The 12,506-nt window shown below is 63.7% G+C and carries 12 protein-coding genes and 1 tRNA gene; 5 read left to right on the top strand and 8 right to left on the bottom strand.

Translation table 11 applies throughout. The annotated features are described in order from the left end of the window. The first annotated feature begins 234 nt into the window (after positions 1–234). Positions 235–2,322 (top strand): M3 family metallopeptidase, encoded by a 2,088-nt coding sequence (locus CFB34_RS29915; RefSeq protein WP_089440516.1) that lies wholly within the window; start codon positions 235–237, stop codon positions 2,320–2,322. A gap of 61 nt (positions 2,323–2,383) precedes the next feature. Here CFB34_RS29915 and dinB read toward each other — a convergent pair whose 3' ends face one another. Both dinB and CFB34_RS29905 read right to left on the bottom strand, forming a co-directional pair. Next, complete coding sequence (gene dinB / locus CFB34_RS29910) at positions 2,384–3,547, bottom strand: DNA polymerase IV (RefSeq protein ID WP_089440517.1); 1,164 nt, start codon at positions 3,545–3,547, stop codon at positions 2,384–2,386. Between the two features lie 182 nt (positions 3,548–3,729). Beyond that, positions 3,730–4,782 carry an RNA-guided endonuclease TnpB family protein gene (locus CFB34_RS29905; RefSeq protein WP_089440518.1) on the bottom strand — a complete coding sequence of 351 codons (1,053 nt, stop codon included), beginning with the start codon at positions 4,780–4,782 and terminating at the stop codon, positions 3,730–3,732. A 119-nt stretch (positions 4,783–4,901) separates the two neighbouring features. Between CFB34_RS29905 and CFB34_RS29900 the strand changes: the two genes are divergently transcribed. Continuing rightward, a complete protein-coding gene (locus CFB34_RS29900; RefSeq protein ID WP_089440519.1) occupies positions 4,902–5,594 on the top strand; it encodes an aspartate/glutamate racemase family protein in 693 nt (230 codons plus the stop codon). A gap of 97 nt (positions 5,595–5,691) precedes the next feature. Here the strand turns inward: CFB34_RS29900 and CFB34_RS29895 are convergent. Beyond that, positions 5,692–5,768: transfer RNA gene (locus CFB34_RS29895), tRNA-Met, on the bottom strand. A gap of 382 nt (positions 5,769–6,150) precedes the next feature. Between CFB34_RS29895 and CFB34_RS29890 the strand changes: the two genes are divergently transcribed. The 3 genes from CFB34_RS29890 (at position 6,151) to CFB34_RS29880 (ending at position 8,811) form a co-directional block, all read left to right on the top strand. Beyond that, a complete protein-coding gene (locus CFB34_RS29890; protein WP_089440520.1) occupies positions 6,151–7,434 on the top strand; it encodes a site-specific integrase in 1,284 nt (427 codons plus the stop codon). A gap of 366 nt (positions 7,435–7,800) precedes the next feature. Next, positions 7,801–8,001, top strand: coding sequence for a hypothetical protein (locus tag CFB34_RS29885; RefSeq protein ID WP_143329449.1), 201 nt, complete (start codon positions 7,801–7,803; stop codon positions 7,999–8,001). A 111-nt stretch (positions 8,002–8,112) separates the two neighbouring features. Beyond that, the gene (locus CFB34_RS29880) at positions 8,113–8,811 is read left to right on the top strand and encodes a DUF1796 family putative cysteine peptidase (protein WP_089440521.1); all 699 of its coding nucleotides are present in this window, start codon (positions 8,113–8,115) and stop codon (positions 8,809–8,811) included. Here the strand turns inward: CFB34_RS29880 and CFB34_RS29875 are convergent. Genes CFB34_RS29875 through CFB34_RS29855 form a run of 5 tightly spaced genes read right to left on the bottom strand, consistent with a single transcriptional unit; the run spans position 8,784 to position 12,505 of the window. Then, entirely contained in the window at positions 8,784–9,260 is a 477-nt protein-coding gene (locus CFB34_RS29875) for a DUF2514 family protein (RefSeq protein ID WP_089440522.1), read from the bottom strand. The two genes, CFB34_RS29880 and CFB34_RS29875, sit on opposite strands and share 28 nt — an antisense overlap. Beyond that, positions 9,257–9,751 (bottom strand): glycoside hydrolase family 104 protein, encoded by a 495-nt coding sequence (locus tag CFB34_RS29870; protein ID WP_089440523.1) that lies wholly within the window; start codon positions 9,749–9,751, stop codon positions 9,257–9,259. The genes CFB34_RS29875 and CFB34_RS29870 overlap by 4 nt, the downstream gene beginning before the upstream one ends. Continuing rightward, on the bottom strand, positions 9,738–10,016 hold the full coding sequence (locus CFB34_RS29865) for a holin (protein ID WP_242808713.1): 279 nt from the start codon (positions 10,014–10,016) through the stop codon (positions 9,738–9,740). Before CFB34_RS29865 ends, CFB34_RS29870 begins: the two co-directional genes overlap by 14 nt. Beyond that, on the bottom strand, positions 10,016–10,351 hold the full coding sequence (locus CFB34_RS29860) for a holin (protein ID WP_089440525.1): 336 nt from the start codon (positions 10,349–10,351) through the stop codon (positions 10,016–10,018). The genes CFB34_RS29865 and CFB34_RS29860 overlap by 1 nt, the downstream gene beginning before the upstream one ends. Positions 10,352–10,363: 12 nt before the next feature. After that, positions 10,364–12,505 carry a hypothetical protein gene (locus tag CFB34_RS29855; protein WP_143329450.1) on the bottom strand — a complete coding sequence of 714 codons (2,142 nt, stop codon included), beginning with the start codon at positions 12,503–12,505 and terminating at the stop codon, positions 10,364–10,366. Position 12,506 lies beyond the last annotated feature (1 nt).

Genomic DNA, 12,506 nt, shown 5'->3' with positions numbered 1-12,506 from the left:
TGCCCCGTTCAGCCGGCGTGCGGTTCCGCGCGCCGGCGCCTCGCCGGCCGCACCGCGTCCGCCGCGCCGTCAAACGCCTCCACCCTGCATTCGACCCCGCGTCAATCGCATCGTTAGAAACTAACGATTGGAAAGCGCACGATGCGCCCCAATAATGTCGATATCGGGCGCCGCATTGCCTTGCGCGCCTACCCTTTTTCACTCCGGTTCATCCGGCAACAGACAGGGAGTCTTATGTCCGCCAGCGCCAACACCAACCCGCTGCTCGATTTCTCGGGCCTGCCCCGCTTCGGCGAGATCCGCCCGGAACACGTGACGCCCGCGCTCGACACGCTGCTCGATGACGCCAATCGCGCGGTCGAGACGGCCAGCGCGGCCGCGACGCCGGCAACCTGGGCAGCAGTCGTCGAGACGGTCGAGCACGCGACGGAGCCGCTCGGTCGCGCGTGGGGCATCGTCGGCCACCTGAACGCGGTGGCCGATACGCCCGAACTGCGGGCCGCCTATGGCGAGAACCTGCCGCGCGTGACCGAATTCTGGTCGAGCGTCGGCCAGAACCTCGCGCTGTACGAGAAGTACAAGGCGATCGCCGCAAGCGCCGAATACGCGACGCTGTCCACCGAACGCAAGAAGATCCTCGACAACGCGCTGCGCGATTTCCGCCTGTCGGGCGCCGAGCTGCCCGAGGACCAGAAGCCGCGCTTCGCCGAACTGCAGGAACAGCAGGCCGCGCTGTCGAAGGCCTTCTCCGATCACGTGCTCGACGCGACCAACGCGTACGCGTATTTCGTGCAGGACGAGGCCGACCTCGCCGGCCTGCCCGGCGACGCGATCGAGGCCGCCCGCGAAGCCGCGCAAAAGGATGCCAAGGAAGGCTGGAAATTCACGCTGCACTTCCCGTCGTACTTCCCGGTGCTGCAATACGCGGACAACCGCGCACTGCGCGAGACGCTCTACCGTGCCTATGCGACGCGCGCGTCGGAACTCGGGCCGCAGTACGGTGACGGCAAGGCCGAATGGGACAACACGGCGATCGTCGCCGATGCGCTGAAGCTGCGCCGCGAAGAGGCGCTGATGCTCGGCTTCCGCAACTTCGCCGAAGTGTCGCTCGCGCCGAAGATGGCCGAATCGCCGCAGCAGGTGATCGCGTTCCTCGAGGATCTCGCCACGCGCGCGCGACCGCACGCGGAGAAGGACTGGGACGAGCTGCGCACGTTCGCCGCGAAGGAACTCGGCCTCGCCGAACTCGCGCCGTGGGACGTCGCGTTCGCGGCCGAAAAGCTGCGCCAGCAACGCTACGCGTTCTCGGAAAACGAGGTCAAGCAGTACTTCCCGGAACCGGCCGCGCTGAAGGGCCTGTTCACCGTCACCGAGACGCTGTTCGGCGTGCGGATCAAGCCGGACGACGCGCCGGTGTGGCACAAGGACGTGCGTTTCTTCCGCGTCGAGAACCGCGACGGCTCGCTCGTCGCGCAGTTCTATCTCGACCTGTACGCGCGCGAAGGCAAGCGCGGCGGCGCATGGATGGACGACGCGCGTTCGCGCGCGAAGCGCGGCAGCAGCGTGCAGACGCCGGTCGCCTATCTCACCTGCAACTTCTCGGCGCCGGTCGGCGGCAAGCCCGCGTGCTTCACGCACGACGAAGTCATCACGCTGTTCCATGAATTCGGCCACGGGCTGCACCACATGCTCACGCGCGTCGACGAACTCGGCGTGTCGGGCATCAACGGGGTCGAATGGGATGCCGTCGAGCTGCCGTCGCAGTTCATGGAAAACTTCTGCTGGGAATGGGACGTGCTGTCGTCGATGTCGTCGCACGTCGACACGGGCGCCGCGCTGCCGCGCGAGCTGTTCGACAAGATGATCGCGGCGAAGAACTTCCAGAGCGGGCTCGGCACGCTGCGCCAGATCGTGTTCTCGATGTTCGACATGCTGCTGCACGTCGACTTCGACCCGGCGGGCGCCACCGGCGTGACCGCATTCGCGCGCGAGATCAACGAGCGCTATCACGTGATCCCGCAAGCCGCGTTCTCGCGCTGGCCGAACACGTTCAGCCATATCTTCGCGGGCGGCTACGCGGCCGGCTACTACAGCTACAAGTGGGCCGAGGTGCTGTCGGCCGATGCGTACGCGGCGTTCGAGGAAGCGGCCGCCGCAAGCGGCAGCGTGCTCGATGCGGCGACCGGCACGCGCTATCGCCGCGAAATCCTCGAGGTCGGCGGCAGCCGCCCGGCGATGGATTCGTTCAAGGCGTTCCGCGGCCGCGAGCCGCAGATCGATGCACTGCTGCGTCACAACGGGATGGCGGCACCCGCGCACTGAGCGGCCCGCCAGCGCATTCGGTTGCATGTAGCAAAGGCACCGGCTTCGGCGGTGCCTTTTTTCATGGCGCGGGCGACTCGTCGTCGAACAGCGAGAACTGCCCGTGGCGCTCGGCGGTATCTTCGTCGATGCGCACGCCGACGCCGAGCAGCCGCACCGCCTGCGCCCGCCGTTGCAGCCCCTTCGCGAGCAGCGTGACGGCCGTGTCCGCATTCGTCGCATCGGCCACGCACTCGACCGTCGTGCGCTGGAAATCGGCGAAGCGGATCTTCACGTACAGCTTGCGGATCGAGCGCGCGGCGCCCGCCCGTTCGATCCGCGCGTCGAGTTGCACGACGAGGCGGCGGATTTCCTCCGCGCACTGCTCGAGCGTCGTCAGGTCGGTCACGTAGGTCGTCTCGACGCTGACCGACTTGCGCTCCTGGTCGGCCTGCACGCGCCGCTCGTCGATCCCGCGCGACAGTTCGTACAAGCGCCGCCCGAACGCGCCGAATTCGCGGTGCAGGTCGATCAGCGGCCAGTCGCGCAACTGCGCGCAGGTCTGGATGCCGAGCCGGTCGAGCCGCGTGGCCGTCACCTTGCCGACGCCGTGCAGCTTGCGCACCGGCAGCGCCGCGACGAACGCGTCGATCTCGTGCGGCCGCACGACGAACAGCCCGTCGGGCTTGTTCCAGTCGGACGCGATCTTCGCGATGAACTTGTTCGGCGCGACGCCGGCCGATACGGTCACGCCGACCGTGTCGAACACGCGCTGGCGGATCTCCCGCGCAATCAGCGTGGCACTCCCCTGGCAGCGCTCCGACCCGCTGACGTCGAGGTACGCCTCGTCGAGCGACAGCGGCTCGACGTCGGGCGTGTAGTCGCGATAGATCGCCATGATCTGCCGCGACGCCGCGCGGTACTTGTCCATCGCGGTCGGCAGGATCAGCAGGTCCGGGCACTTGCGCATCGCCAGCGCCGACGACATCGCCGAATGCACGCCATAGCGCCGCGCCTCGTAGTTGCAGGTCGCGATCACGCCACGCTGGTCGGGCCGGCCGCCGACCGCGAGCGGCCGGTTGCGCAGCGACGGGTCGTCGCGCATCTCGACCGACGCGTAGAAGCAGTCGCAGTCGCAGTGAATGATCTTGCGCATGCGCGGCGGCGCATCGCCCGGCGGCGGCGCGGGCGGATCGGCAGGCGGAATGATGGTCGGGTTCACGGTGCCGATACTGTACAAAAACACAGTGCCGGTTTCAACTGTCGCGTGCGGCCATAGCCGGCCGCCCGTGGCCGGCCACTCATAACTGGCTGCGCCGTACCGGCCCGGTTTGTGCGGATCGTACCGGCCGGGTACAGACAGCGGCGCCTATACTCGTCTGCCGCGAGACACGAAACGCAAAGGTGACGGTTGACGTCCTCGTCCGCCTAAAGGCGGAGGATTCCCACATCTGGCGATGCACGTCCGCATCGGAGAATGTTCAGCGCAGCGTTGATATCACGATCATGCTCGACACCACAGTCACTGCAGGCCCATTCTCTTATTCTCAGTCCTGCGATACCTTTCGGCCGCGTCGTGCTGTCTTTCGACCCGCACGCCGAACAGGACTGGGTCGAACCGCTTTCGTCGACTTCCTCGAACGTGGCTCCGTGCGCGATCGCCTTGTAGCGGAGCTTGTCTCGGAAGGACGACCAGGACGCGTCGTAGACGCTCTTCGCCATCCTGGTTCTGGCGAGTTTCGCGGCCGACACGTTGCCGACCGCGATGTAATCGAACCGCCGCACCAGATCGAGTGCGAGCTTGTGCTGGAAATCGGCACGGGCATTCGCAATCTTGGCGTGCAGCTTCGCGATATGCCGTTTATGCTTTCGCGCCCGTTGCGCTTTCGCCAGCTTTTCCGCCGCTTGTCGACCGAACCGATCGTTAGGCAGTTTCTCGCCGGTCGAAAGTGTGGCGAAGTCTTTCAGGCCGAGATCGATGCCGACACCGGAACGGATCGGGCGAGCTTGAACATCGGGCACCTCGATCACGATGTTCAAGAACCAATTGCCACGCGCATCCTGCGCGAAGTTGGTCCCGTCCTTGATCTTGCCTTCGGGAAGCGTGCGGCTGTTGAACACGCGAAACGTGTTGCCGGCAAAGCGGAACGCTTCGCCTTCGCGCTTCAGGTCACGCCCCTTCAACGGCACCCAGCCCAGCGATTTCCTGCCACGATAGCGCAGGTATGGCCGACGGTGTTGGCTGCGCGACTTCGCATATTGCTCGCACGTCGCGTTGATCGTGCCGGAGTGGATGCCGAGCGCCTTGCTGCTCCCCGTCGTCAGCACGTTCAGATCGAATCCCGTCGGCCACTTCCTGCTCCACTGGAGCGCGTGCTTCTGCGTGTCATTGCAGAAGTTCCAGACGAAGTTCACCGCACGGCTCTGCTTGTTAAGCAGTCCGTTGAGCGACTTCACGCGGTAGCGGTAGACAAGAATCATGCAGGTGATCCTAACCCGTGGAAGAAGCTACCTGTCAACAGCACGCCTTTCCTTCCCGCCATCCGCCCCGAAGGAAGTCCCCTTGGGGGAAATGGCGGGGTTTCTCGGAGCAAATTCTGATGAAGACAATCGGACTGATCGGCGGGATGAGCTGGGAATCGTCGGCCGAGTACTACCGGATGATCAATCGCCATTCGAAGGCGTTGCACGGCGGGCACCACAACGCGAAGAGCGTGCTGGTCACGGTCGATTTCGCGGAGATCGAAGCGCTGCAGCGCACGCACGACTGGGCCGCGCTCGGCGAACCGATGGCCGGCGCCGCACGACAGCTCGAAGCGGCCGGCGCCGATCTGGTCGTGCTGACCACCAATACGATGCATCGCGTCTGCGATGCGATCGAAGCCGCGGTGAAGTTGCCGTTCCTGCACATCGCCGATCCGACCGGCACCGCGCTGCGCGATGCCGGCGTCGAGCGCGTCGCGCTGCTCGGCACGCGCTACACGATGGAGCTGCCGTTCTACGCGGAGCGGCTGCGCGGGAAGTTCGGGATGGAGGTGCTCGTGCCGGACGAACGCGGGCGCGGCGACGTGCACCGGATCATCTACGACGAGCTGTGCCACGGCATCGTCTCGCCGGAATCGCGTGCGACGTACGTGGCGATCATCGAGGAACTGGCCCGGCGCGGTGCGCAGGCCGTGATCCTCGGCTGCACGGAAATCACGCTGCTGATCGGCGCGGACGATTCGCCGCTGCCGGTGTTCGATACGACCGCGCTGCATGCGAAGGCGGCGGTCGAGTGGGCGGCGCGCTGATCGCTGCCGCGCGGAAAACAAAAAACCCGGCACGAGGCCGGGTTCCTGTCGACGAAGCGCGCATCGGTCACTTGCGCTGCACATCGTCTGGTGTGCTTGGTTGCGGGGGTAGGATTTGAACCTACGACCTTCGGGTTATGAGCCCGACGAGCTGCCAGACTGCTCCACCCCGCGTCAGAGAAGTAAATTATAGGGTGAGGAAGTACTCACGTCAATACTTTTGTCACAATTTCTTCCCGGTTCATCGAAACGGCTGCGCGCGGCGCCTTCCCCGCCCCGCACGAAGCGCGCGTTCGCGCCGCGTGCTCGCGGTAAGATGGCGGCCTTCGTATTCACCCCGCACGCACACTCCCGTTCATGAAAATCGCCACCTGCTATTTTCATTAACATCTAAGTGCGACCAGAAACGACTATCCGATCGCCCTAAACCCCAAGCCCATCAAGGGTTTTAGCCAAACGACGACCAGCAAAGTCTAAGAGTGGCTAAGGAAATTTGGGTAGCTAGGCGGGTAGCTATTTCGCTGGCACTATCGCCTGACTACCCACGAGGAACGATATGGCCAGGCAAACGAATGTGCTCGACGACCTGCAGCTGCGGCGATGGATCGCGGCCGGCACGCCGATCGCAAAGTCCGACGGCGACGGGCTCACCTTCACTCTTTCCGCCGGCGGCACGGCCGCGTGGATTCTGCGTTACCGGTTGGCTGGCGGCCGGCGCCGCGAGCTGACGCTCGGCAACTACCCCGACCTGTCGCTCGCGGCCGCGCGCAAAGCAGCCCGCGCACACCGCGTCGCGATCGACAACGGCGCTGACCCGGCCGCCGCGAAGAAGACCGAGCGCGCGGCGTCGGCCGCCGCATGGACGGTCAACGACCTGGTCACCGACTTCTGCGCGAAGCGATTCGCGCAGGACATCGAGAAGCCGCTTTCGGCCAGCACGATCTACTACCGCACGTGGGATCTCGACAACGTTGTCGGGCCGAAGCTCGGTTCGCTGGAAGTGCGCCGCGTGACGCCGGCTGACGTTGTGCAGGCGATCGAGGACGCCGGCCGCGGCTGGACGATGTCGAAGCGGATCCTCACCACCATGACGCAGGTGTTCGACCACGCGTGCGGCCGCAAGATCATCGCCGCAAACCCGTGCGCCGGCGTCAAGCTGACCGCGATCATGGGTGCCCGGCCGAAGGTCAGGCCGCGCGTGATGCTGGCCGTCGACGAGCTGGCGAAGATCCTGCCCGACATCGACGACACGATCGGTCGCGAGAATGGGCTAATGCTGCGCATCCTGCTCGCGACGTGCGTGCGCACGAACGAGCTCGTCAAGGCACGAAAGGAATTCATCGACCTGCAGCGCGGCACGTGGTTCGTCGCCGACGAGACGGTCAAGACGCGAAACGGTTTCCTCGTGCCGCTCGTGCCGCTCGTCGCCGCATGGTTCGAGGAACTGCTCGCGTTATCCGGCGATTCTCCGTGGCTGCTGCCTGCGCGCGGTCAGCAACGCATCAACCGGCTCGGCGATACGCACGTCGGCAACACAACGCTGTGGGCGGCCATCGACCGGGCGTTTCTGCGCGGCGATCTCGAGGCCCGACGCTTCACACCGCACGACACGCGCAGCACGGCCAAGGGCCACATGATGAACATGGGCATCCCGAAAGAGATCACCGAGATCGCGCTGAACCACAAGCTCAGAGGGATGGAAGGCATCTACGACGTGCGGCAGGAAATCCCGGAGCGCCGAGTGGCCCTCGAAAAGTGGGCCGAGTTTGTCGGCGCGTGCGCGGACGGTCGCGGGGCCGAGATCATCCCGATCCGGCAACCTCTGATCGCGGCCGCTTGACGCACGGAATCACAGGGCAAATACTGTGTTTTTATACAGTATTTGCCCTGTGGCTAACGACGGTTTGGGCTCCGGCCTTTTCATCGAAAATATCAACCGCCCATGCTGGACCTGTGAGCATTGGTCCGGTGTGGCGTTCTGTGATGGCGCGCACGCGATCTGCGCGCACCCCGGGCACCTCAATGCTGTTGCGGCGCGACCGCGCCTTGGCTGCGCTTTCTGGCAGCGCGCGACCGGCCTGGACGAACTAGACGACGAAACTTGCGATAGGCTCGCGCATCAATTCGCGCGACCGACCCGTTACACCATGATGGGGTGATCCCGCCGCAGTAATATGGCAACTTCACACCGTCACGGTCGGCCCGAATGAGCGCGTTTGCTTTCCAGTTAGGTGCCTTTTTGCTCTACGCCGCGGTGTTGGCTGGCGCCGTATATCTAGGCACGAAGATCAGCAAAGCGACGGGCCGCAGCTGGCTTGGAGTTATCGCTGGTGTGCTGATCTTCGGTACGGTCGGCACACTGCTGGCATTGCAAGGCTTGCCAGCGCCTGGATTCGCTAATGAATAGAGCGCGCATGTGCTGCTGCGAGCTCAAAGGCCCTTTCAATTTAGACAGGCTTATGTAATATTTTATAGCAATACATCGGTGCAGCCTCGATCCCTCACTACGAGAAAACAAATGATCGATCGCGAATTCGACCACATCGTCAGCCTTGGGGGCCATTGCCAGACGGTGTACCAGGTCCGGCGTTACTTCGGCATTGACGAAGCCTACCCGCTCGACTGGTGGGTGACGCCGACCGTCGCCCTCGTCGAGCTGTTCGAATCTGGCTTCGTCGATATCTTCCGTGAAGAGAACATGCAGGTCGTGCGCGAGGATACGGGGCCGGCGATCATGTGCGGCCGCTACGGCACGATGCACTATCACGACTTCGACGAAGCGAAGCTCAATGGTGAATACGCGCCGTTTCTGGTCCGAGCGAAATGCGCTCAGAATCTTGAGAAGTTCGCGCATTTGGTGCGCCGACTGCTAACGCTCGAAGGCGACGTGCTATTCGTGCGCTTCGCACATGGATGGGCGCAGTTCTATCCGGACACGCGCATGTTCGACGAGGAGCTGTTGCAACGCTTCATGACCGCGCTGCGCGCCGCGCTCCCCCGCGCGAATGTGAATCTCCTGCTGCTGAACGATTACAACAACCATGCCGGCCTCGACGGCGATCCGTTCCCCGGCGTCTACACGTCGGTCGTCAACAACTATGACGAGAACGGATGGTCAGGTAGCGATCGAGGCTGGGACGAGTTGTTCGACTATCACCGCATCCGCGTGCGCAGCCGTGCACGGATACCTCACCTCGTAGCCGTCAACGCGTCGTAGTCGCGCTCGCACTGCTGGCCGGCGATGCGGGCGCGGTCAGCGTACTCTGCCAGTTCGCCCGCGCGCTGGTCAGCGCGGCCGAGCACGTCGGCAAGCAGACCGAGGGTGTCGCCGGTTGCCGGGCTTCCGGCGGAAGTGGCGGGATGGCGGGCAGCTGCGACGAGCTGATCGACGCGCTGTTGCAGGCTGCCAGCGGCAGCGCGAGCAGCAAAAGCATCCGCGAGCGCGGCAGTGCGTTGTTGATTCGCATTTTTGGCGTTCTCCGATTGTGCCGCAGTGCGGCGTTGCTCTTCGGTGCGCGCTGCGCTGACGGCAGCAAGTTGCCTCTTCTGCGCAGCGATGTTCGTCGTGCGCACGCCGTCAGTGTGCCCCTTGAAGTAGCAACTGCCGGCCGTGATCGCGAGGGAGACGATAAAGGCCAGCCAGAGGCGCGGATCGAGGATCGTCATGCTGCGACCTCCCCACCGGCAACCTGGTATGCCGCCTGCAGCCGCTCGATGTCGTTCTCATGCTGCCCGTAGCCGGCGCCCGGCAGGCTGGCCCAAACATTCGATACCTTCGCGACCGCCTCGCGGAAGCGACCGACGTCGATCAGTGGAAGCGCGCCGTGCTCGCGCAGTTGCTGCAGTGCGTAGCGGTCCTGCGACACGGGCCCGAAGTCGGGCAGCTTCATCTGCGCCTGGTAGATGCGCCACCACCGATAGAGGATCTGATAGCGGCCGGCCGCTGTCGACGGCACCGGGATCTGCCGGTTGAGCACATTCGGGTGCGCCGCATAGCTGGAGAACAGCAGCGGCCGCGCGGGCGTCGCGCCAACAAGAACGTTGTACCCGTCGTCCGATTTCGCGAGCAGCGCGGGCGTGATCTCGCTCGCCGCGATCATGTCGAGGAAAGCGACACGGTTCTTGCCGCCCGCCGTTACTGCGTCAATGCGCGCCATTGTGCTTGTGCTCCTTCGTCCACCAGTAAGCTTTGCGACCCATCACCCACAGGCACACGATCGCCATGCCCACCATCATCAGCGTCTCGGGCAGGTCGATCACGGGCAGCATGCGGATCGGCTTCAAGACATTGACGGCGGCCGCGATGCCGATGATCGAGAAACCGACCGTGCCCCACCATCCCGTCGCGATTGCATCCGTAACGGCGATCCACACGCAGAACGCGAGCACGACGAGGTTTGCGAAAACGAAGATCGTGACCATCATTGCCCCCCAAGGAAGCGGCGTTTAAGGGCCCCGATGAAGTCAGCGTTGTTGATTTCTTTGAATAGCTCTTTTGTGATCGCTAGGCCGAACAGCCCGATCAGAAAGCCGATCGCCTGCTGCGCGCCGCTGTCCGCGATGCCACACCACACGACGATCAACGGCCCGACGAAATACGAGAACGCTGCACCCGCGACGAACGACACGGCCTTCTGCCGGCCGGTCAGCCCGTCGCCGATGAAGCGCAACGCGATCAGCGAGCCGATCGCGCCTGGCACGATCTTTACGAGCAGTGCGCCGGCGGCTGCAGCGATGCTGGTTGTAGGTTCAGCCATGCGTTCTCCCGGTCACGCAAACTCGATGCCGCCACCGGTCAGCGACAAGGTCGCCCCGTTGTGTGCGGGAAACGAACCGTCAGCTTTACGAACCACGAGGGTCGACGAGTTCGCATCGATGTAGCCCGTTAGCGCCGTGCCGAGCGACTGGTCACTACCCTGTACGGTGACGGCCTGCCGAACCTGAAACGGCAGGGGGATCCGCAGCGCCCCCGCCGCGGTCCCGACGTCGGACACGGTCGCGTAGATCGTGAATCCAGCCTGCTTGGCGTGCGTCGTCCATCGGCCAGTCGCCGAATAAGCCCCGAGCGCTCCCGACGTTGCGCCGATCGACGGGGCGAACGTCGTGCCGTTCGCGCACCCCGTGTTCGGGTGCAGGTCGCCGGCGCCGTTCCGATCCATGTAGCAACCGAAGTAGTAGATCAGGTACGACCGAACCGACGCGGCGACGCCCCACCCTGTGTTGTTGAAAATCGATGCAGTAGAACCAATCGCCAGCACAACCGACGAATCGTCGGTATGCACACCATCGCCCAAGTTGTTCATGATCTGACCTGAGTTGACCGAGATCCGACCGTTCGGCCAGTTCTTGACCCACAGGCCGTGGTGCGGGCCCGGGCCGCCAAACTGCCCTGACGATCCGATCATCATGCCCATTACGATCGGGGCGTTACTGGTATGCGTGTCGTCGATCACGATCCCGGCGATCAGCGCGCCGTCCGATACCGTGTCCTGTGAGAAGAACATTTCGCGATTTCGAAACGCGGCGATCGTGTTGTCGATCAGATAGTTGATGCCGTTGACGAAGCTGTTGAACTCGACGGTGTAGAGGCCACCAAAGCCACCACCGCAATGCAGACCAACATTGCAGTACGTGACGGTGCCTTGCGTGATATACAGATCGGACCCGCTGTCGTCGGTCGCACTACCGTTTACGCGAATGCCGTCGCCGAGCAACCGATATACGCTCGCGCGGTGGAGGTACATCACGTTGACGACGTCGAACCAGAATCCATGCTGCAGCTTTTTATTCTGCGCGATCACACCGATGGCGACGTTCGCCACCGAGTTCTCGACCATGAATTTCTTGAAGTGCAGCGCGGCGCTGTCGCCCGATTTTGTGACGGCAGATTCGATACCGAATCCGCTCACGGACCAGTACGAGCACGTCGTCACGCCGTCACCGAAGCAGAACACGTCATCCGAACTGGCGCCACCGATGACATTGAAAACGCTGCTTCCGGCCCCCGGGCCACTGATCGAAATGTAGCTGCCGACTTTGTGTAGCGTCGCGCTGACGTTGAAAACACCAACGTCCGAATACCCGGCAACAGTCGGTGAAAGAACGTCGAGCCACGCCTGTACGGCTGCCGTGTCATCCGGACCAGAAATGCCACCGGCCACGCCCTCACCGCGCGCCCCAAAATCTCGCGGCGACACCAGGCCGTCATGTGCAAGTTCCCACCCTGCGCCATCGGCCGACACGATTTGCGTTCCGCCGTTCTCCCACCCACCCGGCGCTACGGCGTACCGCTGCGTGTAGTGGCCGCCCCCGCCGGGAATATCAGCCCAATAGCGAGCAACGAAAACGTCGGTTGCGGCCGTCTTGGCGACAAGCCGCAGCATTGCGACGGTTTGCACAACCGGCGTCGTGACCGACCCAATCGTCAGATCGATGGCGAACGGATCTCCGCGGTTGTCGAATCCCAATGCGCGATTGGCGCGATTCAGCGCTTTCGGCAACTCCGTAATCGGGTCGATGTCCGAATTCGGAAACTTCAGGGCGCGCCCCACCCCGCGATTCGCCTGTTGGACGAGCATCGTCAACTTGTCGAGCGCTTTCTCGATCGTCTTCGAGGGGAAGGGGTCGTTTTGCTGGAACTGCGTTTCTTGCGTAGCCGGCACGCTGCGATAGATGCGCAGCACGTACCCGGCGTCGACGACATGTGTCGTTTGGATGCTGCCGCCATTCGGGTCGCCTGCACCGTTGACTGTGTAATCAGTTCCATAGGTAAGCGACACGATGCCGCCGACACGGTCAAGCCTATCGATCAGGATGTCGGTGTTTCGCAGGAAATAGAACGGAACAGGAAACACCGACGTTACGCCATCGGTGTCGTGCTCGACTTCCTGGACATCTGAGGTTACGGTCATG

The organism is Burkholderia sp. HI4860 (genome assembly GCF_002223045.2).
GTDB lineage: Bacteria > Pseudomonadota > Gammaproteobacteria > Burkholderiales > Burkholderiaceae > Burkholderia.
Note: the sequence above shows the minus strand (reverse complement) of the source record. Positions and strands in the feature narration are given on the sequence as shown.

Coding starts and splice junctions, on each gene's coding strand:
- CFB34_RS29880 (WP_089440521.1), top strand. CDS start 8,113: ATGATCGATCGCGAATTCGACCACATCGTCAGCCTTGGGGGCCATTGC.
- CFB34_RS29875 (WP_089440522.1), bottom strand. CDS start 9,260: ATGACGATCCTCGATCCGCGCCTCTGGCTGGCCTTTATCGTCTCCCTC.
- CFB34_RS29900 (WP_089440519.1), top strand. CDS start 4,902: ATGAAGACAATCGGACTGATCGGCGGGATGAGCTGGGAATCGTCGGCC.
- CFB34_RS29905 (WP_089440518.1), bottom strand. CDS start 4,782: ATGATTCTTGTCTACCGCTACCGCGTGAAGTCGCTCAACGGACTGCTT.
- CFB34_RS29885 (WP_143329449.1), top strand. CDS start 7,801: ATGAGCGCGTTTGCTTTCCAGTTAGGTGCCTTTTTGCTCTACGCCGCG.
- CFB34_RS29870 (WP_089440523.1), bottom strand. CDS start 9,751: ATGGCGCGCATTGACGCAGTAACGGCGGGCGGCAAGAACCGTGTCGCT.
- CFB34_RS29855 (WP_143329450.1), bottom strand. CDS start 12,505: ATGACCGTAACCTCAGATGTCCAGGAAGTCGAGCACGACACCGATGGC.
- CFB34_RS29860 (WP_089440525.1), bottom strand. CDS start 10,351: ATGGCTGAACCTACAACCAGCATCGCTGCAGCCGCCGGCGCACTGCTC.
- CFB34_RS29865 (WP_242808713.1), bottom strand. CDS start 10,016: ATGGTCACGATCTTCGTTTTCGCAAACCTCGTCGTGCTCGCGTTCTGC.
- CFB34_RS29915 (WP_089440516.1), top strand. CDS start 235: ATGTCCGCCAGCGCCAACACCAACCCGCTGCTCGATTTCTCGGGCCTG.
- CFB34_RS29890 (WP_089440520.1), top strand. CDS start 6,151: ATGGCCAGGCAAACGAATGTGCTCGACGACCTGCAGCTGCGGCGATGG.